The organism is Mycobacterium sp., from assembly GCF_965229105.1.
Taxonomy (GTDB): Bacteria; Actinomycetota; Actinomycetes; order Mycobacteriales; family Mycobacteriaceae; genus Mycobacterium.
This window is the reverse complement of record NZ_OZ245858.1, coordinates 4,997,182-5,016,616: the sequence shown is the minus strand read 5'-3', so window position 1 is coordinate 5,016,616 and position 19,435 is coordinate 4,997,182. Positions and strand designations below refer to the sequence as shown.

The following is a 19,435-nucleotide window of genomic DNA, read 5'->3' as shown; positions in this document are numbered from 1 at the left end:
GCACTCCGGGCTAATCGGCCTCGGCTCTCGTGACTAGAGTTGGCGCTCGTGTCGCAGATCTCCCGAGACGATGTGGCCCATCTGGCCCGACTGGCCCGACTGGCGCTGACCGATGACGAGCTGGATAGCTTCTCCGGCCAGCTCGACGCGATCCTGCAGTACGTCAGCCAGGTCCAGGCCGTCGACGTCGCCGGTGTCGCCCCGACCGGTAACCCGCTGTCCGAGGTCAACGTGACCCGGCCTGACGTCGTCGTGACCTGCTTGAGCCAGGAAGAGGCGCTCGCCGAGGCGCCCCGCGCCGTCGATGGCCGCTTCGCCGTGCCGCAGATCCTGGGAGAAAGCCAGTGAGTGATCTAGTCCGGCTGTCCGCGGCCGAGCTGGCCGCCAAGATCGCCACCAAAGAGGTGTCGTCGACCGAGGTGACCCAGGCACACCTGGACCAGATCGACGCCACCGACGGCGAGTACCACGCCTTTTTGCACGTCGGTGCCGAGCAGGCCCTGGACGCCGCCGCCAAGGTCGATGCCATGGTGGCCGCCGGCGATGCGCTGCCGTCGGCGCTGGCCGGGGTGCCGCTGGCGCTCAAGGACGTGTTCACCACGACGGATATGCCCACCACGTGCGGCTCGAAGATCCTCGAAGGGTGGACGTCGCCGTACGACGCGACGGTCACGGTGAAATTGCGGGCCGCAGGTATCCCGATTCTGGGCAAGACCAATATGGACGAGTTCGCGATGGGCAGCTCGACCGAGAATTCGGCGTTCGGCCCCACCCGCAACCCGTGGGACACCGACCGCGTGCCGGGTGGCTCCGGCGGCGGCAGCGCCGCAGCGTTGGCGGCGTTCCAGGCGCCGCTGGCGATCGGCTCCGATACCGGCGGTTCGATCCGCCAGCCCGCGGCACTGACCGCAACCGTCGGCGTCAAACCGACCTACGGCACCGTGTCCCGGTTCGGGCTGGTGGCCTGCGCGTCGTCACTCGATCAGGGCGGACCGTGCGCGCGAACCGTTCTCGACACCGCACTGCTGCATCAGGTGATCGCGGGCCATGATCCGCGGGATTCGACGTCGGTCGATGCGCCGGTACCCGATGTGGTCGCCGCGGCGCGCGCCGGTGCGGCCGGGGATCTGAAGGGTCTGCGGGTCGGGGTGGTCAAGCAACTGCACAGTGGCGACGGATATCAGCCAGGCGTACTGGAATCGTTCAACGCCGCCGTCGAGCAACTGCGTGCACTCGGCGCCGAGGTCAGCGAGGTCGACTGCCCGCATTTCGACTACTCGATGGCCGCCTACTACCTGATCCTGCCGTCCGAGGTATCCAGCAACCTGGCCCGTTTCGATGCGATGCGTTACGGCCTGCGGGTCGGCGATGACGGCACCCACAGCGCCGAACAGGTGATGGCGTTGACCCGCGCTGCCGGGTTCGGTCCCGAGGTCAAACGTCGCATCATGATCGGCACCTACGCATTGTCGGCCGGGTACTACGACGCCTACTACAACCAGGCGCAGAAGGTCCGCACGCTGATCGGCCGCGATCTCGACGAGGCCTACAAGTCCGTCGACGTGCTGGTCTCACCGGCCACTCCGACCACGGCCTTCCGCTTGGGCGAGAAGGTCGACGATCCGCTGGCGATGTATCTGTTCGACCTGTGCACACTCCCGCTGAACCTGGCCGGACACTGCGGGATGTCCGTCCCGTCCGGGTTGTCTCCTGATGACAATCTGCCGGTTGGCCTCCAGATCATGGCTCCCGCGCTGGCCGATGATCGGCTGTACCGCGTCGGCGCCGCTTACGAGGCCGCCCGGGGGACACTTCCGAGTGCGCTGCCGACGGCGCGCTGACAGGGGAAGATAGGTCCCATGCGGATCGGAGTTCTCACCGGTGGCGGTGACTGTCCAGGCCTGAATGCGGTCATCCGGGCGGTGGTGCGTACCTGTGACGCGCGGTACGGCTCATCGGTGGTCGGTTTCCTCGACGGCTGGCGGGGTCTGCTCGAAGACCGGCGGGTGCAGCTCAAGAACGATGACCGCAATGACCGGCTGCTCGCCAAGGGCGGCACCATGCTGGGCACCGCGCGGGTCAACCCGGACAAACTGCGGGCCGGGCTCGACCAGATCAAGCAGACGCTCGAAGACAACGGCATCGACGTACTGATACCGATCGGCGGCGAAGGCACGCTGACGGCCGCGCACTGGTTGTCCGAGGAAGATGTGCCCGTTGTCGGGGTGCCCAAGACGATCGACAACGATATCGACTGCACCGATGTCACCTTCGGATTCGATACCGCGCTCACCGTCGCGACCGAGGCGATCGACCGTTTGCACAGCACGGCCGAATCGCATCAGCGGGTGATGCTGGTCGAGGTGATGGGCCGCCACGCCGGCTGGATCGCGCTGAGCGCAGGGATGGCCTCGGGTGCGCATATGACGCTGATCCCCGAGCAGCCCTTCGACGTCGAAGAGGTCTGCCGGTTGGTCAAGGCACGCTTCCAACGCGGTGACTCGCATTTCATCTGCGTGGTCGCCGAAGGCGCGAAGCCTGCGGCGGGCTCAATGCAGTTGCGCGACGGCGGTATTGACGAGTTCGGCCATCAGCGCTTCACCGGGGTGGCGGCGCAGCTGGCCATCGAGATCGAGAAGCGGATGAAAAAGGAAGTGCGCACCACGGTGCTCGGGCACGTCCAGCGCGGCGGCACTCCCACCCCGTATGACCGGGTGCTGGCCACCCGCTTCGGGGTGAACGCGGCCGACGCCGCGCATGCGGGCGAATACGGGATGATGGTCTCGCTGCGCGGCCAGGACATCGGCCGGGTGCCGTTGGTCGATGCAGTCAAACAGCTGAAGTTGGTGCCGCAGAGCCGATATGACGACGCGGCGGCCTTCTTCGGCTAGTAATGCCATAGTTTGGCATGCGCGATTTCTCGCTGGGTAGCTTGGTTGTCGACGCGCAAGGCCTGATCGTGGCAGCAGATGTCGCGTGGTGGGCGGAATCGGGTGCGATTGCCGGCGACGTTGTCGGTGACCGGCTGGAACATCACCTGAGTGCTGAGGCCGTGGCGCCGATCCGTGCGTTCATCGCCGGAGGGGAATTCTCCTATTCCGCGGTATTCGAAGTGCGCGGCGGTGTGGTGGGTCAATCAGCTCCATTGGTGCGTTTCACCGTCCGCTGTGACGACGACATCACCCCATCGTTCGTTGTTTCTCTCGAGAACGCCGACGTCGCGAAAGAACATCAACGTCGTGTGGCGTTGACCCAGGCCACCATCGAAAAAGTGACGGACATGATCATCTGGCTCGACGAGGACGGAAGGTATGTGTTCGTCAACGACGCGGCGACCACGCTGCTCGGGTACTCGGCCGATGAACTGTCGCACCTAAGGGTGTGTGACGTTGATCCGAACTTCGACGAAGCTCGCTGGAGGGAACACTGGCAGGAAGTGGTCGACAGGCAGTCGTTCACTATTCAGACGACCAATCTGACAAAGGCGGGAATCGAGGTACCGATCGAGGTGACGACGAATTTGGTGGAATACGGTGGTGCCAAATTCAATTGCTCCATCGTGCGCGATATTTCCGAGAGGATTCGGTTTCAATCAGAACTGCTTGCACTGAACGAGAAAATCACCCAAATCAGCATCACCGACTCACTGACCGGTGTCGCGAACCGGCGGCACTTCGACGACGTTCTCAGTGAGGAGATCACCTGTCACAGCGAATCAGGTGAGCCGTTGTCGCTTCTGATGTTGGACGTGGATTTCTTCAAAGCGTTCAACGACTTTTACGGGCACACGGTCGGCGACGAATGCCTTCGGCGCATCGGCAGCCTGTTGGCGTCCGTGGTGGAAGCGACACACGGTCTGGCAGCGCGCTATGGCGGTGAAGAATTTGCCTGTCTGCTGCCGGCGACAGACCGCACGGGCGCGGCCGCCATAGCCGCCAGTGTCTGCGAAGGTGTCGCCAGTCTTGCGATCCCGCATGCCGCGTCGCCGATAGCCCCGATCGTCACCGTCAGCGTCGGTGTGTTGACAGCGATGGACCAGCATCGGCTGCATGATGTTGTTTCCGCAGCCGACGCCTGTCTGTATCAGGCCAAACGACAGGGCCGCAATCGGATTGTCGTGGACTCCGTCACTGTATGACGTGGCAGCGAGCGTCTCAGTCGCCGAGACCGGCGGCGATGAACGCCACCACCGCCCGCAACGCTTCGGCCGCGGCGGGACCGCTGGCGCTCACCTTCAAGCGATCACCAGGGTGGGTGTCGAGGGTGGCCAGCATGATCATGCTGTCGGCGATGACGGGACCCATCCCGCGGCTGAGATTTTCGATCTCCACCAGAGCATCGAACTTGCTGACCATATCGACCAGCCTGGCCCCCGGCCGCGCGTGAATACCGTGTTCGTTGACGACGTGGACCTCATCGGAGATCTCGTCCGACAGCGCCCCGGGGGTGCTCACCGATACCAGGGCCGGCGGTGAAACATCCTGCAGGTGTTCCTGTTTGGCGGCCAGCCCGCGTAGCGCTTCGGCGGTGACCGCCTCAATGGTGGCCCCCGTACCGGCGGTGACGACGGCCGCCACCAGACCCTCGACCAGCGGCGCCGAGCACAGCATGACGCGATCCGCGATATCGGGATCCACCAGCTCGAGTGCGAGTTCGGCCGACATCACCGCGCTGCCGAGGTCCATCAGAACCAGCACACCGTCTTCGCTGTCGGCAGCTTCGATGGCCGCGGCGACCGCGGTGGCGTCGGTGCCAAAGGTCTGGGCATCCAGCCCGGCGGCGATGGTGACCGTCGGGCCGGTGCCTTGAACCATCTCCGAGGCCAGCCCGACGGCGGCGTCGGCCAGCGCTCGGCTGTGCGAGACGACGACGATCCCAATCACGAGAGGGTGGCCGCCGCAGCGTCAAGGAGCAGGGTGGCGCTGGTGGCTCCTGGGTCCTGATGGTTGGCACTGCGCTCGCCGAGATAACTGGCGCGGCCCTTGCGCGCCACCAACGGCGTGACGTGGTCCCGGCCAGCCGCGGCAGCCGCGGCAGCCGCCGTCAGCGCGGCGCCCAAACCCTCACCGCTGGCGGCGTCGTAGGTGTCCAGGGCGGGGGCCAGTGCGTCGTACATCGTCTTGTCATCGCGTTCTGCCTTACCGCGGGCCAAGACACCCTCGACGCCGGCGCGCAACGCCGCCCCGAATGCGGGCGCGTCGATGGGGTCGACGCCTGCAAGGGCCGCGCCCAGGCGCAGAAAGAAGGTGCCGTACAACGGCCCGCTTGCGCCGCCGACCGTGCTGACCAGCGTCATGCCGACCTTTTTGCACAGGGCGTCGGCGGTGTCGAACGAGTTCGCGTCGAGCGCCGCGACCACCGCGGTCATGCCGCGATCCATATTGGAGCCGTGATCGGCGTCCCCGATGGCCGAGTCGAGTTCGGTCAGCAGGGCCGCGTTGTCGTGGATTGAGTCGGCGTAGGTCCGCAACCAGGCACTGAGGTTCTCGACCGTCACCACCTCAGACGCCCCACCGCAGGCCAGGGGTGTTCACGGGCGCATCCCAGAGCCGGACCAGTTCGTCGTCGACCTTGAGCAGGGTCACCGAGCACCCCGCCATCTCCAGGGACGTGATGTAGTTGCCGACCAGGCAGCGAGCGACGGTGATACCCGCCTTACCGAGCAGCGCTGCGACCTCGTTGTACATCACATACAGCTCGAGGAGCGGGGTGCCGCCCATGCCGTTGACGAAGGCCAGCACCGAATCACCCTTGGCGTAGGGCAGATCACCGATGATGGGGTCGACGAGCATCGCCGCGAGTTCCCTGGCGGGAGCCAGGGGGAGTCGCTGACGTCCGGGCTCGCCGTGGATGCCGACACCGAGTTCGAATTCGTCGTCGCCGAGCTCGAAGGTCGGTCTGCCCGCGGCCGGAACCGTGCAGGACGTCAGCGCAAGTCCCATGCTGCGGCCCTGGCCGTTGACCTTGCGGGCCAGATCGGCAACCTCGGCCAGCGGGCGGCCTTCCTCTGCCGCGGCACCCACGATTTTCTCCAGCAGTACCGTCACGCCGACGCCGCGCCGTCCGGCGGTCCAGGTGCTGTCCTGGACTGCGACGTCATCGTCGGTAATGACGGCCACGACCTCGGTTCCGCTGTCGGCGGCGGCCAGTTCGGCGGCCATCTCGAAATTCATCACGTCGCCGGTGTAGTTCTTCACGATGTGCAGGACACCGGCCCCGCCGTCGACCGCAGCGGTGGCCGCCATCATCTGATCCGGCACGGGCGAGGTGAAAACCTCACCGGCACAAGCGGCGTCGAGCATGCCGACCCCGACGAAACCACCGTGCAGCGGTTCGTGGCCCGATCCGCCGCCCGAAACCAGGCCCACCTTGCCGCGCACCGGTGCGTCCTTGCGGTAGATGACCCGGTTCTCGTGATCGACCCGTAGGCGGTCGCTGTGCGCCGCCTCGATTCCTGCAAGCGCGTCTTTGACGACATCGGCGGGATCATTGATGAGCTTCTTCACGGTGTCATCTGAGCACGGCGGCCGGACCGGAACAACCGCCATTCGACTAGGTAAAAGGTGGCCACACTAAAATCGGGGGATGACCGCTGCAAGTACTCGTTCCGGTGAGGCCGAACTGCTCGACTATGACGAGGTCATCGCTCGTTACGACCCTGTCCTCGGCCTTGAGGTGCACGTCGAACTGTCGACGGCCACCAAGATGTTCTGCCCCTGCAGCACCGAGTTCGGCGCCGAACCCAACACCCAGGTCTGCCCGGTGTGCCTGGCCTTGCCCGGCGCGTTGCCCACGCTCAATGAGAAGGCCGTCGAATCGGCGATCCGGATCGGGTTGGCACTGAACTGCGAGATCGTGCCGTGGTGCCGATTCGCCCGCAAGAACTACTTCTATCCCGATATGCCGAAGAACTACCAGATCTCTCAGTACGACGAGCCGATCGCGATCAACGGGTACCTCGACGTGCCGCTCGACGATGGCACCACGTGGCGGGTGGAGATCGAGCGCGCTCACATGGAAGAGGACACCGGCAAGTCGCTGCACGTCGGCGGAGAGACCGGCCGCATCGAAGGTGCCACCGAATCGCTGCTGGACTACAACCGCGCAGGTGTGCCTCTGATCGAGATCGTCACCAGGACCATCGAGGGAGCCGGGGAGCGGGCGCCGGAGATCGCCAGGGCCTACGTCACGGCGTTGCGGGATCTGTTGCGCTCGTTGGATGTTTCCGACGTGCGGATGGACCAGGGCTCGATGCGCTGCGATTCGAACGTCTCCTTGAAACTCAAGGGTGTCAGCGAACTCGGTACCCGCACCGAGACGAAGAACGTCAACTCGTTGCGCAGTGTCGAGGTGGCGGTCACCTATGAGATGCGCCGCCAGGCCGCGATCCTCGAAGCCGGTGGCAGCATCACCCAGGAGACCCGGCATTTCAACGAGGCCGGGTACACCAGCGGCGGTCGGGCCAAGGAAACCGCGGCGGATTACCGCTATTTCCCAGAGCCCGACCTTGAGCCGGTTGCCCCCAGCCGGGAGCTGGTCGAGAAGCTGCGGCTGACCATTCCGGAGCTTCCGTGGTTGGTGCGCAACAGAATTCAGCAGGACTGGGGCCTGTCCGACGAGATTTTCCGTGATCTGGTCAACAACGGCGCACTGGATCTGGTGGCGGCCACCGTCGCACAGGGTGCTTCTGTCGAGGCCGCTCGGGCGTTGTGGGGAAACTTCCTGGTGCAAAAGGCCAACGAGGCCGGCGTCGCACTGGACGAACTAGCCATCACCCCAGCACAGGTCGCCGCCGTCATTGTGCTGGTCGACGAGGGCAAGTTGTCGAACAAGCTGGGCCGTCAGGTCATCGAGGGAGTGCTGGCAGGTGAGGGCGAACCCGAGCAGGTGATGACCGCTCGCGGGCTGGCCGTCGTGCGGGACGACTCGCTGATCCAAGCCGCGGTCGATGAGGCGTTGGCCGCCAATCCTGATGTGGCGGAGAAGATCAGGGGCGGCAAGGTGGCTGCGGCCGGTGCGATCGTCGGCGCCGTGATGAAGGCGACGAAGGGTCAGGCCGATGCGGCCAGGGTCCGCGAATTGGTGCTCGCCGCCTGTAGCTGATCTACCAACCGGTGCCCTCGCATACCAAATCGTGCGGCATCGACAGGGTGGTCGGTAGCACCGGCACACCCGGTATTTCCGACGCGCCAGGAATGCTGGCGATCGGCGGCATGGCAATGGACTCGGGTATCGAGACGACCGGCGCGGCCGGGACCACTGGACCGGCAACCACGGGGACCGGAACCGGTGGTAGTCCAACAGGAACCGGCGGGACGACAGCGGGCACCGGCGGTGCGACCACAGCGGCGGCCTGCTCGACAGGTGCGGCCTCGACCGGCACGGGTGGGGCAGCCTCGGCGACCGGTGCTGCCTCAACCGCCGCCGGTGGCGGTGGTGGTGCAGCTTCGACGGGGGGCAGCGCTTCAACCGGCGGTGGGGGCACCGTCGCCGCGAGTTCGGTGACCGGAGCCGCCTCCACCGGTGCAGCGAAGGGGACTGCCTCGGCTGGAGGTGCAGCCACCACCGGAACAGGTGGCAGGGCGACCGCAGGCAGGGCGGCAGGAACCACCGGTACCGGCGGCAGTCCAGTCGCAGCGTCGGCGACCACGGCGGCGCTTTCGGTCAGTGGCGCAGCGGCTTCGGTGGCTGCCGGGATCAGTGCAGCGGAATCAGGCAGAGCAGCCAGGGCCGAGGCGGCAGTCTGCAGCGCCTCCGGTATGGCCTCGGGTGACGCCGCAAGCTGCTCGATGATGTCTCCGCACGGCACCCCCGGGCTGATCTCTGGATCGGCAGTGGCCGCCGGACTGAAGAGGACTGCAGACCAGAGCAGTGACATGGTCGCTATGGTCACCAGCGCACGCCGCTTTACCGACCTCGGCACTACGCCCCCGTTTCACTGATCTTGATGGCGTAGTGAAACGTATCGTGTTACCGATGTTGCTCAAGTGACAATTACGAGAGTTATCGAACCGTTGCCCCGCAGAGCCGTTTCGGTGACGTCAGGTGTTGTCGGCGTTACTACGGGGGAAGCCGCCACCCTGCGGGAACAGCGGGAAGACCACGTCGTCGAGTTTTTCGGCGTCGCCGGCAGTCTTGTTCACCGTTGCGCCCCAGACGTTTCCGTCGGGGGAGAGCTGCAATGCCCACGCGTGGCCATGCACGTCCTGACGCAGAACTTCGGGGTCACCGGTGACAGCACCGGTCGCAGGCGCAAGCCGCACGGCCACGGTCTGTTTGGTATTGACCAAGTTGACCAGCACGGTGCCATCCAGCGCCGCGCATCCTGCCACACCAGGCTTATCGGGCCACGTCCACACCGTCGAGGTTTTCGAGTCAGGTGAAATGCGCTGCAAGCGATCCGCGGTCGGCGTGCGGTCGGTGATGTAGAGGGACTTGTCCGACGGGTCGACGCACATACCGCCCGCGCTGCCCATCCCTGACAGCGCCGTGGTCGTCGGGGCCTGGCCGACGGTGGTCGGTTGTTCGATGCGCAGGATCTTGCCCGCGAGCGAACCGGGGTCGGCGGCCAGCGCCGGATTGCCGGCATCGCCGGTCTGCACCACCAGCGTGGTGGGACTGGTGAAGATCAATGACCCCGTGTTGCCGGTCGCACCCTTGGGGATGCCGGTGAGGATGTCTTTGGGAATGTCGTCGTCGGCGATCCGGATGACCCGGTTGTCGGTGGGGGTGCTGATGTAGGCGTACATCAGTCGGTCTTGCGGGTAGGTGGGCGAGAGCTTGATGTCCAACAAGCCGCCGTCGCCCGAGCCGTCGACCGGGATGACCGTCTTCACCTTCGGCTCGGCGCTGACCGAGATCTCCTTGACCGCACCGGTAGTGCGCTCGGCGACCAGAGCGGTCTTGCTGTCATCGCCCATGATCAGGCCGCTGGTGCTGTCTAGGCAGCCCTGCATGACGCCGGGGGCCGGGCATTCTTTCGGAAACGGTTTGGCCGGCAGCGGTGGCGGTGGCGGTGGCGTCGAAGGCGGCGGCCCTGAGCGCTCGGGCTCGGTGGTGAAGGGTTGCGATTGGGCGTCATCAAAGCGCGCACAACCCGCAAGAGGCAGGGCGATAACGAGTCCCACACACAGTGCGGCCCGCACACCCTGGACAGGCCAGCGCGTCAACATGCCCACCAGGTTACGGATCCCGCGGGAGTGCTCGCCACGGACCGTCGGCCGCCGGAGCCGGCGATGAGGTCGCCAGGCAGATCACGGGTGGGTCACGATCGCTGAATTTGGCCAAATTTGCAGGCAAAAGCGCCGCTCAAATCCCCGATTCGGGAGAACTTGCACTTACCCTGACTTTCGTGACGAGTCCTTCGAATGACCCACTCTGGCAGCGTCCAGGCGATGCGTCGTCTGGAGCCGGCGGCTCCCGGCCGTCCTCGGCAAGCCTGGTCGACCCTGAAGACGATATGCCGTCGGAGACCTACGGCGGCGACTTCGAGACCACCACGATCACGAACTATGGCACAGGCTACGGCGCCGCCACTGCGTCGCCGAGCAACCCCTACGCGTTGTTGCACGATCCTGAGCCGCTGCCCTATGTGCAGCCGCAGGCCATGCGACCGATGATCGGGCCCACCGAGATCGAGGCCGAGGATTACGACCGGGTTCGCAATGCCGGCCGCCGCGGCACCCAGGACCTCGGGCTTTTCCTGCTGCGGGCAGGCTTCGGCGCGATTCTGATTGCGCACGGCCTGCAGAAGATCTTCGGTTGGTGGGGCGGTCAGGGGCTCGGTAGCTTCCGTGACTCACTCGAGGTGCTGGGTTTCCAGCACGCCAATCTGCTGGTCTATGCCGCCGCGGGCACCGAGATCGCCGCGGGTGTCCTGCTGGTGCTCGGGTTGTTCACCCCGCTGGCCGCAGCGGCCGCGCTGGCGTATCTGGTCAACGCGCTGCTGGCCGGGATCGTCACCCAGGAGAACCCCGCCCGGTTCTCCTTCTTCCTGCCCGAGGGCCATGAGTACGAAATCACGCTGATTGTCGTGGCCGCGGCGATCATCCTGTGCGGTCCCGGTCGATGGGGATTCGACGCTGGGCGTGGCTGGGCGCGAAGGCCTTTCATCGGTTCGTTCGTCGCGCTGCTGGTGGGCGTCGGCGGCGGCATCGCGGTGTGGGTGCTGCTGAACGGCGTGAATCCGCTCGCATAGGGGCCGCCCGGGCTCAGTAATTCCTACGCATAGGGATTCGGTACCCGGCCGGCACTGATTTCGGTGAGCAGCGGAAGCGTCGCGAACGTCACCGCGGGCAAGCGCAGCTCGCTGCCGTCCTTGAGGCGGGCCCGGGCCCATTTGGATTTGACGAAAGTGAGTCCGTCGATCTCGTCCCAACCGACCGTCCTGCTGCCGAGAAGGTTCCTGACGGTGACGGCGTCGCGGTCTGCCACGGTACGTAGCCGGACGATCATCGCGGCGAGCACGATCGGAATGATCAGCAGGGGCGTCGTCCACGGCCAAGTCAGCACCGGTATCAGCAGTCCTAGTGTCACGAATCCGACCGCGAACAGGGCCATCGGCGAAATGTTGATGACGACGGGATCGACGGAAGGGCGGGGCACACCGGCCATCATTCCATCCCCTGCCAGCAATTTGACCTTTGACCAGTGCGGCGGCTACCGTCGAACGTTATGCAAGCCCGTTGGAGCAGCTCGACGCTCGTAGTAATTTGTCGGCGCGTTGGTGCCGTCTAGCCCGCGTCGGGCTAACCCCTACCAACACCAACGCGCAACCCTCGGCCAGCAGCCCTGCTGACGGGGGTTTTTTCTTGCCCGCTAGAAGAAATTCAAGACCGAAGAGTGACCACGACATGAAGAGGACACCGTGAGCGCACCTACCACGCGACCGCCGGAACCGGCCCAGTCGCCGGCTCCAGGGAACGGCACCCCCGTCCCCGATGGGCGGCCCGCCCCGAAGTCAACCGGTAATGCAGCGAAAAGAGTTGCACCGCATCAGGTTACGGGCGCCCAGTCGGTAATTCGGTCATTAGAGGAGCTCGACGTCGAGGTGATCTTCGGGATCCCCGGTGGGGCCGTGTTGCCGGTCTATGACCCGCTTTTCGATTCGGTGAAGCTGCGGCACGTGCTGGTCCGCCATGAGCAAGGTGCGGGCCACGCCGCCAGCGGATACGCCCACGCCACCGGAAAGGTCGGCGTCATGATGGCCACCTCCGGTCCCGGCGCCACCAACCTGGTCACTCCGCTGGCCGACGCCCAGATGGATTCCATCCCTGTGGTGGCGATCACCGGCCAGGTCGGGCGCGCACTGATCGGCACCGACGCCTTCCAGGAAGCCGATATCTCAGGCATCACGATGCCGATCACCAAGCACAACTTCCTGGTTCGCAGCGGCGACGAGATCCCTCAGGTGATGGCCGAGGCGTTCCACATCGCCGCCAGCGGACGGCCGGGCGCAGTGCTGGTGGACATCCCCAAGGACGTCCTGCAGGGGCAGTGCACCTTCAGCTGGCCGCCGAAGCTGGATCTGCCCGGATACAAGCCCAACACCAAACCGCACAGCAGGCAGGTCCGTGAGGCCGCCAAGCTGATCGCCGCGGCCAGTAAGCCGGTGCTCTATGTCGGCGGCGGTGTCATTCGCGGTGAGGCAACCGATCAACTGCTCGATCTCGCCGAGCTGACCGGTATCCCGGTGGTGACGACGCTGATGGCGCGCGGTGCGTTCCCGGACAGTCACCCGCAGAACCTGGGCATGCCAGGGATGCACGGCACGGTGGCCGCGGTGGGTGCGCTGCAGAAGTCTGATCTGCTGATCGCACTGGGCACCCGTTTCGATGACCGGGTGACCGGAAAGCTGGACTCCTTCGCCCCCGAGGCCAAGGTGATCCACGCCGATATCGACCCCGCCGAGATCGGTAAGAACCGGCACGCCGATGTGCCGATCGTCGGCGACGTCAAGGCGGTCATCACCGATCTGATCGAGGCGCTGCGCCACGACGGCACCATCGGGGCGATCAACATGGACAGCTGGTGGGAATACCTGTCCACCGTGCGCTCGACCTACCCGTTGAGCTACGGGCCCCAAAGCGACGGCAGCCTGTCCCCGGAATACGTCATCGAAACCCTGGGACGCATCGCCGGTCCCGAGGCGGTGTACGTGGCGGGCGTTGGGCAGCACCAGATGTGGGCCGCGCAGTTCATCAAATACGAAAACCCGCGCACGTGGCTGAACTCCGGCGGCCTCGGCACCATGGGCTATGCCATTCCTGCGGCCATGGGCGCCAAGTTCGCCAGGCCCGAGGCCGAGGTGTGGGCCATCGACGGTGACGGCTGCTTCCAGATGACCAACCAGGAGTTGGCCACCTGTGCCGTCGAGGGCGCGCCCATCAAGGTTGCGCTGATCAACAACGGCAATCTCGGTATGGTCCGGCAGTGGCAGACCCTGTTCTACGAGGGCCGCTACAGCCAGACCGGACTATCCACCCACAGCCATCGCATCCCGGATTTCGTCAAACTTGCCGAGGCGCTCGGCTGTGTCGGATTGCGTTGTGAGCGTGCCGAAGACGTCGAAGACGTGATCAACCAGGCGCGGGCGATCAACGACCGTCCGGTGGTGATCGACTTCATCGTCGGTGCCGACGCCCAGGTGTGGCCGATGGTCGCTGCGGGCACAAGCAACTCCGAGATCGAGGCCGCCAGGGGAATTCGGCCGCTGTTCGACGACCAGGGCAACGAGGGGCATGCGTGATGGGCATTCAGACGCATACCCTGTCGGTCCTCGTCGAGGACAAACCCGGCGTGCTGGCGCGTGTGGCCTCGCTGTTCTCCCGGCGCGGCTTCAACATCCAGTCGCTGGCCGTTGGTGCCACCGAGCAGAAGAACTTGTCGCGGATGACAATCGTCGTCTCGGTCGAGGACTTCCCGCTGGAGCAGGTCACCAAGCAGCTCAACAAGCTGATCAACGTGATCAAAATCGTGGAGCAGGACGAGGACAACTCGGTCTCGCGTGAACTCGCTCTGATCAAGGTGCGCGCCGATGCGACGACGCGCGGTCAGATCATCGAGACCGTGAACCTGTTCCGCGCCAAAGTCGTTGACGTGTCGGCGGAGTCGTTGGTGGTGGAAGCCACCGGCACCCCCGGCAAGCTGACGGCGCTGTTGAACCTCTTGGAGCCCTACGGTATCCGGGAGATCGCACAGTCCGGCATGGTGACACTGGCCCGCGGGCCGCGCGGTATTGGCACCGGCAAATAACCCGCACTTTGAGAAATCACCCAACTTTGAGATCAACCAGAGAAAAGGAAAATTCAAGTGGCAGTTGAGATGTTCTACGACGACGACGCGGACCTGTCGATCATTCAGGGGCGCAAGGTCGCCGTCATCGGCTACGGCAGCCAGGGGCACGCGCACTCGCTGAGCCTGCGCGACTCCGGCGTCGAGGTGAAGGTGGGCCTCAAAGAGGGCTCCAAGTCCCGCGAGAAGGTCACCGAGCAGGGCCTCGAGGTGGACACCCCCGCCGAGGTCGCCAAGTGGGCCGACGTGATCATGCTGCTGGCGCCCGATACCGCGCAGGCTGAGATCTTCAAAAACGATATCGAACCGAACCTCGAAGAGGGCAACGCACTGTTCTTCGGCCACGGCCTGAACATCCACTTCAAGCTGATTGAGCCGCCGGCCAACATCACCGTCGCCATGGTCGCGCCCAAGGGCCCCGGCCACCTGGTGCGCCGACAGTTCGTCGATGGCAAGGGTGTGCCGTGCCTGATCGCCGTCGACCAGGACCCCAAGGGTGAGGGACAGGCGCTCGCGCTGTCCTACGCCGCGGCCATCGGCGGCGCCCGCGCTGGCGTCATCAAGACCGACTTCAAGGAAGAGACCGAGACCGACCTGTTCGGTGAGCAGGCTGTGTTGTGTGGTGGCACAGAGGAATTGGTCAAGGCCGGCTTCGAGATCATGGTCGAGGCGGGCTACGCCCCCGAGATGGCCTACTTCGAGGTGCTGCACGAGCTCAAGCTCATCGTCGACCTGATGTACGAGGGTGGCATCGCCCGGATGAACTACTCGGTGTCTGACACCGCGGAGTTCGGCGGCTACCTGTCCGGCCCGCGTGTCATCGACGCCGACACCAAGGACCGGATGCGCGCCATCCTCAAGGACATCCAGGACGGCACGTTCGTCAAGGAGCTCGTCGCCAACGTCGAGGGTGGCAACAAGCGCCTGGAGAAGCTGCGCAAGGAGAACGCCGAGCACCCCATCGAGGTCACCGGTAAGAAGCTGCGCGACCTGATGAGCTGGGTCGACCGGCCGATCACCGAGACTGCCTAGCAGCCGATTCGGGCGCGCAAACGCGGGTTTGCGCGCCCGAATCGCTGTCTAAGGGGCCAGTGCGGGCAGCTGTTTGACGCCGAATTCCCGACGCAGCATCGTGCGTGCCGCGTAGTAGCCCGCCATCCCGTGTACGCCCGTGCCTGGCGGCGTCGCCGAGGAGCAGAGGTACGCCTTCGGGATGGGTGTGGTCCACGGATCGAGCCGAAGCGTCGGGCCCACCATCGCGGCGAACAACGTGGCGCCGCCGACAATGATGTCCCCGCCGACGTAATTGGCGTTGTGGTCTGACATCTGGGCTGCCGGGACGCACCGTGTGGCGAGAATTAGGTCACGGAATCCGGGTGCCTCGCGTTCGAACAGGCCGATCACCGTCTCGCTGATATCGGCGGTCGACCCCGACGGGACATGCGCATAGGTCCACAGCGGGCGACGGCCCTGATTGTCGATCCGCGACGGGTCGGACAGGTGGGGCAGCGACGCGAGCGTCATCGGCCATTCGGCATGACGGCCGGCCGCAATCTCCCGCTCCGCCAGGGCCATCTGCGCTCGGGTTCCGCCCATGTGGATGGTCGGAGCCTGCCCGACGCGCTCGTCGCGCCACGGGATATCGCCGGACAGGACGAAGTCGACCTTGCTGACGCCCTGTCCGAATCGGTAGCGGCGCAACGCTTTTGCGTATCGCTCTGGTACTGCGTCGCCGTAGATATCCAACAGTGCGGTCGGTGCGGTGTCGTAGATGACCACCCCGGCCGGCGGCGCAGTCACGGGTTCACCGAGCACCAGCTCGCCGCCGTGCGCCAACAGGTCGGCGATCAGCGCGTCGGAGATCACCTGGGTTCCGCCGACGGGCACCGGCCATCCGGCGGTATGCGCGACGGTGCCGAGCATCAGACCGGCCCCGCTGTTCACCGGTGACGGCATGGTCGAGATGGCATGTGTCCCAACCCCGGTGAAGAGAGCCTGGGCGTCATCACCGCGAAGCAGACCCCAGGCCGGACTACCCATCGCCAGTACCCGCAGACCGGTCCGCACCGTGGTCAGCAGATCCGGTGGCAACGACCGCTTATCGCCGAGGAAGAACCCGAGTACGCCGTCGACGTGTTCGGTCAGTGGACCGAAGAGCCCGCGCCACGACGCACCGTGGTCGAGTTCGTCGCAGGTCCGCTGCAGCGAGTGATACGCCACCGCCGCGGACCGGCCCGCCAACGGGTTGGCGTAGGACACCTGCGGCACCACGAGATCGACCCCGCGCGCCGCGAGATCGAATTCGGCGAAGAACGGCGACGCCATCCCCAGGGGGTGCACCGCTGAGCAGATGTCGTGGAGCACGCCGGGGAACTCGGGGTCGGCCATGGTGCGGGCACCACCACCGGGAGTCGGCTGGGCCTCGATGACCCGTACTGATAGCCCGGCTCTGGCACAGATGACAGCAGCGCTCAGACCGTTGGGACCACTTCCAACGATGGTGACGTCCATGTGTCGATTGAAGCCCATTACGCTGTCCGCGTGAGCCTGCCCGTTGTTTTGATCGCCGACAAACTCGCCGAATCGACCGTCGCCGCCCTTGGCGACCAGGTGGAGGTGCGCTGGGTCGACGGCCCAGACCGGGAAAAACTGCTCGCCGCAGTACCCGACGCCGACGCCCTGCTGGTGCGTTCGGCCACCACCGTCGACGCTGAAGTGCTGGCTGCGGGCACGAAACTGAAGATCGTCGCCCGCGCCGGGGTGGGCCTGGACAACGTCGACGTCGACGCCGCCACCGCCCGTGGCGTGCTGGTGGTCAACGCCCCGACGTCGAATATTCACAGCGCCGCCGAGCACGCCCTGGCCCTGATGCTGGCCGCCGCCCGCCAGATCGCCCCCGCCGACGCCTCACTTCGTGAGCACAAGTGGAAGCGGTCGTCGTTCTCCGGCACCGAGATCTACGGCAAGACGGTCGGCGTGGTCGGCCTGGGCCGCATCGGTCAACTGGTCGCGGCCCGGCTGGCCGCCTTCGGCACCCACGTCGTGGCCTATGACCCCTACGTCTCCGCCGCCAGGGCTGCTCAGCTCGGCATCGAACTGCTGTCCCTGGACGATCTGCTGGGCCGGGCCGATTTCATCTCGGTGCATCTGCCCAAGACGCCCGAGACCGCCGGCCTGATCGGCAAAGAGGCGCTGGCCAAGACCAAGCCCGGTGTGATCATCGTCAACGCTGCCAGGGGTGGCCTGATCGACGAGCAGGCCCTGGCCGATGCGATCACCAGCGGGCACGTCCGCGGAGCCGGTCTCGACGTGTTCAGCACCGAGCCGTGCACCGACAGCCCGCTGTTCGAACTCCCGCAGGTCATCGTCACCCCGCACCTCGGTGCCTCGACCGCCGAAGCGCAAGACCGGGCGGGCACCGACGTCGCCGCCAGCGTAAAGCTGGCCCTGGCCGGTGAATTCGTACCGGATGCGGTCAACGTCGGCGGCGGGAGCGTCGGGGAAGAGGTCGCGCCGTGGCTGGAAATCGTGCGCAAGGTCGGCGTCCTCATCGGAGCTCTGAAAACCGAACTGCCGGTCTCGCTGACGGTGCAGGTACGCGGTGAACTGGCAGCGGAATCTGTCGAAGTACTCAAACTGTCGGCGCTACGCGGGTTGTTCTCTGCGGTCATCGAAGATCAGGTGACCTTCGTCAACGCACCCGCGCTGGCTGCAGAACGCGGCGTCAACGCCGAGATCACCACGGCCACCGAGAGCCCCAACCACCGCAGCGTCGTCGACGTCCGCGCGGTCTACACCGACGGATCGTCGACGAATGTGGCGGGCACGCTGTCGGGCCCCCAGCAGGTGCAGAAGATCGTCCAGATCAACGGCCGCAACTTCGATCTGCGCGCCGAGGGCTACAACCTGATCATCAACTACGCCGATCAGCCCGGTGCGCTGGGCAAGATCGGCACTCTGCTCGGCGGGGCGGGTATCGATATCTTCGCCGCCCAGATGAGCCAGGACGCCAGCGGTGAAGGTGCCACCGTGATGCTGCGAGTGGATCGCGAGGTACCTGCCGACGTGCTGGGCAGCCTGGCCACCGCGGTCGAGGCCGTGACGATGGAAATGGTGGATCTGTCGTGAAACTCGCAGTCATCGCAGGCGACGGGATCGGCCCCGAGGTCGTCACACAGGGCCTGCGGGTGCTCGACGCCGTGCTACCCGGTGTCGAGACGACCGAATACGACCTCGGTGCGCGGCGCTATCACGCGACGGGGGAGACCCTGCCGGATGGGATGGTCGACGAACTCAAGGGTTATGACGCGATCCTGCTCGGCGCCATCGGTGATCCGTCGGTGCCCAGCGGCGTGCTCGAACGTGGCCTGCTGCTGACGCTGAGGTTTGCGTTGGATCACCACGTGAACCTGCGGCCGTCGAAGCTCTATCCGGGTGTGCAGAGTCCGTTGGCCGGCAATCCCGCGATCGATTTCGTGGTGGTCCGGGAAGGTACCGAGGGCCCCTACACCGGCACCGGCGGCGTGATCCGCGTCGGCACCCCGCACGAGGTGGCCACCGAGGTCAGCCTGAACACCGCTTTCGGCGTCGAGCGGGTGGTGCGGTACGCGTTCGCCAAGGCCGCCACCCGGCGCAAGCATCTGACCCTGGTGCACAAGACCAACGTGCTGAGCTTCGCCGGCAACCTGTGGTCGCGCATCGTGGCCGAGGTGGGCGCGGAGTTCCCCGACATCGAGGTGGCCTACCAGCACATCGACGCGGCGACGATCCACCTGGTCACCGATCCGGGCCGCTTCGATGTCATCGTCACCGACAACCTCTTCGGCGATATCATCACCGATCTTGCCGCGGCAGTCGCCGGCGGGATCGGGCTGGCCGCCAGCGGCAATATCGATGCCACCCGCACCAACCCGTCGATGTTCGAGCCGGTGCACGGCAGTGCACCCGATATCGCGGGGCAGGGCATCGCCGACCCGACAGCCGCCGTCATGTCCGTAGCGCTGTTGTTGGCCCACGTCGGTGAGACCGATGCCGCTGCCCGGGTCGACAAGGCGGTCGAGGAGCATCTGGCCACAGTCGGCGACGAGCAGCTGTCGACGACGGCCGTTGGCGACCGGATCCTGGAAAAGCTATAAACGGGCGG

Annotated in this window: 18 protein-coding genes; 11 read left to right on the top strand and 7 right to left on the bottom strand. The window is 65.7% G+C overall.

The features are described 5' to 3' along the window. Positions 1–48: 48 nt before the first annotated feature. The 4 genes from gatC to ADBZ9O_RS23485 are packed head-to-tail and all read left to right on the top strand — an operon-like array spanning position 49 to position 4,138. The gene (gene gatC, locus ADBZ9O_RS23500) at positions 49–348 is read left to right on the top strand and encodes an Asp-tRNA(Asn)/Glu-tRNA(Gln) amidotransferase subunit GatC (protein WP_526525355.1); all 300 of its coding nucleotides are present in this window, start codon (positions 49–51) and stop codon (positions 346–348) included. Further along, positions 345–1,841, top strand: a complete 1,497-nt coding sequence (gene gatA / locus ADBZ9O_RS23495) for an Asp-tRNA(Asn)/Glu-tRNA(Gln) amidotransferase subunit GatA (RefSeq protein ID WP_526525354.1) — start codon at positions 345–347, stop codon at positions 1,839–1,841. The genes gatC and gatA overlap by 4 nt, the downstream gene beginning before the upstream one ends. An 18-nt stretch (positions 1,842–1,859) precedes the next feature. Next, on the top strand, positions 1,860–2,891 hold the full coding sequence (locus tag ADBZ9O_RS23490) for a 6-phosphofructokinase (RefSeq protein WP_526525353.1): 1,032 nt from the start codon (positions 1,860–1,862) through the stop codon (positions 2,889–2,891). A 17-nt stretch (positions 2,892–2,908) separates the two neighbouring features. After that, positions 2,909–4,138, top strand: a complete 1,230-nt coding sequence (locus ADBZ9O_RS23485) for a sensor domain-containing diguanylate cyclase (protein WP_526525352.1) — start codon at positions 2,909–2,911, stop codon at positions 4,136–4,138. A 16-nt stretch (positions 4,139–4,154) separates the two neighbouring features. On the opposite strand, the gene dhaM is transcribed toward ADBZ9O_RS23485, so the two are convergent. Genes dhaM through dhaK form a run of 3 tightly spaced genes read right to left on the bottom strand, consistent with a single transcriptional unit; the run spans position 4,155 to position 6,506 of the window. Beyond that, positions 4,155–4,883, bottom strand: coding sequence for a dihydroxyacetone kinase phosphoryl donor subunit DhaM (gene dhaM / locus ADBZ9O_RS23480; protein ID WP_526525350.1), 729 nt, complete (start codon positions 4,881–4,883; stop codon positions 4,155–4,157). Further along, positions 4,880–5,497 (bottom strand): dihydroxyacetone kinase subunit DhaL, encoded by a 618-nt coding sequence (gene dhaL / locus ADBZ9O_RS23475; RefSeq protein ID WP_526525348.1) that lies wholly within the window; start codon positions 5,495–5,497, stop codon positions 4,880–4,882. Before dhaL ends, dhaM begins: the two co-directional genes overlap by 4 nt. Positions 5,498–5,501: 4 nt before the next feature. Continuing rightward, positions 5,502–6,506 carry a dihydroxyacetone kinase subunit DhaK gene (gene dhaK, locus ADBZ9O_RS23470; protein WP_526525346.1) on the bottom strand — a complete coding sequence of 335 codons (1,005 nt, stop codon included), beginning with the start codon at positions 6,504–6,506 and terminating at the stop codon, positions 5,502–5,504. 79 nt (positions 6,507–6,585) lie between these two features. On the opposite strand from dhaK, the gene gatB reads away from it, so the two are divergent. After that, positions 6,586–8,103 carry an Asp-tRNA(Asn)/Glu-tRNA(Gln) amidotransferase subunit GatB gene (gene gatB / locus ADBZ9O_RS23465; protein WP_526525345.1) on the top strand — a complete coding sequence of 506 codons (1,518 nt, stop codon included), beginning with the start codon at positions 6,586–6,588 and terminating at the stop codon, positions 8,101–8,103. Between the two features lies 1 nt (position 8,104). Here the strand turns inward: gatB and ADBZ9O_RS23460 are convergent, their stop codons facing one another. Both ADBZ9O_RS23460 and ADBZ9O_RS23455 read right to left on the bottom strand, forming a co-directional pair. Next, positions 8,105–8,878 (bottom strand): hypothetical protein, encoded by a 774-nt coding sequence (locus ADBZ9O_RS23460; protein WP_526525343.1) that lies wholly within the window; start codon positions 8,876–8,878, stop codon positions 8,105–8,107. A 163-nt stretch (positions 8,879–9,041) separates the two neighbouring features. After that, on the bottom strand, positions 9,042–10,172 hold the full coding sequence (locus ADBZ9O_RS23455; RefSeq protein ID WP_526525342.1) for a PQQ-dependent sugar dehydrogenase: 1,131 nt from the start codon (positions 10,170–10,172) through the stop codon (positions 9,042–9,044). A 179-nt stretch (positions 10,173–10,351) separates the two neighbouring features. Here ADBZ9O_RS23455 and ADBZ9O_RS23450 point away from each other — a divergent pair, with 179 nt between their 5' ends. Beyond that, positions 10,352–11,197, top strand: coding sequence for a DoxX family protein (locus ADBZ9O_RS23450; protein WP_526525341.1), 846 nt, complete (start codon positions 10,352–10,354; stop codon positions 11,195–11,197). 23 nt (positions 11,198–11,220) lie between these two features. On the opposite strand, the gene ADBZ9O_RS23445 is transcribed toward ADBZ9O_RS23450, so the two are convergent. Further along, positions 11,221–11,613, bottom strand: a complete 393-nt coding sequence (locus tag ADBZ9O_RS23445) for a PH domain-containing protein (protein WP_526533414.1) — start codon at positions 11,611–11,613, stop codon at positions 11,221–11,223. 253 nt (positions 11,614–11,866) lie between these two features. Here ADBZ9O_RS23445 and ADBZ9O_RS23440 point away from each other — a divergent pair, with 253 nt between their 5' ends. The 3 genes from ADBZ9O_RS23440 to ilvC are packed head-to-tail and all read left to right on the top strand — an operon-like array spanning position 11,867 to position 15,324. Continuing rightward, positions 11,867–13,747 (top strand): acetolactate synthase large subunit, encoded by a 1,881-nt coding sequence (locus tag ADBZ9O_RS23440; protein WP_526525339.1) that lies wholly within the window; start codon positions 11,867–11,869, stop codon positions 13,745–13,747. Beyond that, positions 13,747–14,253: an acetolactate synthase small subunit gene (gene ilvN / locus ADBZ9O_RS23435; protein WP_526525338.1), complete on the top strand. Its 507-nt coding sequence runs from the start codon at positions 13,747–13,749 to the stop codon at positions 14,251–14,253. Before ADBZ9O_RS23440 ends, ilvN begins: the two co-directional genes overlap by 1 nt. Positions 14,254–14,310: 57 nt before the next feature. Then, positions 14,311–15,324, top strand: a complete 1,014-nt coding sequence (ilvC, locus tag ADBZ9O_RS23430; RefSeq protein ID WP_526525337.1) for a ketol-acid reductoisomerase — start codon at positions 14,311–14,313, stop codon at positions 15,322–15,324. Between the two features lie 48 nt (positions 15,325–15,372). On the opposite strand, the gene ADBZ9O_RS23425 is transcribed toward ilvC, so the two are convergent. Next, a complete protein-coding gene (locus ADBZ9O_RS23425) occupies positions 15,373–16,803 on the bottom strand; it encodes a phytoene desaturase family protein (protein ID WP_526525336.1) in 1,431 nt (476 codons plus the stop codon). Positions 16,804–16,833: 30 nt separating this feature from the next. Between ADBZ9O_RS23425 and serA the strand changes: the two genes are divergently transcribed. Beyond that, positions 16,834–18,420, top strand: coding sequence for a phosphoglycerate dehydrogenase (gene serA, locus ADBZ9O_RS23420; protein ID WP_526525335.1), 1,587 nt, complete (start codon positions 16,834–16,836; stop codon positions 18,418–18,420). Further along, positions 18,417–19,427, top strand: a complete 1,011-nt coding sequence (locus ADBZ9O_RS23415; RefSeq protein ID WP_526525334.1) for a 3-isopropylmalate dehydrogenase — start codon at positions 18,417–18,419, stop codon at positions 19,425–19,427. The genes serA and ADBZ9O_RS23415 overlap by 4 nt, the downstream gene beginning before the upstream one ends. The last annotated feature ends 8 nt before the right edge of the window (positions 19,428–19,435 follow it).

Coding starts and splice junctions, on each gene's coding strand:
- ADBZ9O_RS23490 (WP_526525353.1), top strand. CDS start 1,860: ATGCGGATCGGAGTTCTCACCGGTGGCGGTGACTGTCCAGGCCTGAAT.
- ADBZ9O_RS23485 (WP_526525352.1), top strand. CDS start 2,909: ATGCGCGATTTCTCGCTGGGTAGCTTGGTTGTCGACGCGCAAGGCCTG.
- gatB (WP_526525345.1), top strand. CDS start 6,586: ATGACCGCTGCAAGTACTCGTTCCGGTGAGGCCGAACTGCTCGACTAT.
- ADBZ9O_RS23460 (WP_526525343.1), bottom strand. CDS start 8,878: ATGTCACTGCTCTGGTCTGCAGTCCTCTTCAGTCCGGCGGCCACTGCC.
- ADBZ9O_RS23455 (WP_526525342.1), bottom strand. CDS start 10,172: ATGTTGACGCGCTGGCCTGTCCAGGGTGTGCGGGCCGCACTGTGTGTG.
- ADBZ9O_RS23445 (WP_526533414.1), bottom strand. CDS start 11,613: ATGGCCGGTGTGCCCCGCCCTTCCGTCGATCCCGTCGTCATCAACATT.
- ilvN (WP_526525338.1), top strand. CDS start 13,747: ATGGGCATTCAGACGCATACCCTGTCGGTCCTCGTCGAGGACAAACCC.
- ADBZ9O_RS23425 (WP_526525336.1), bottom strand. CDS start 16,803: ATGGACGTCACCATCGTTGGAAGTGGTCCCAACGGTCTGAGCGCTGCT.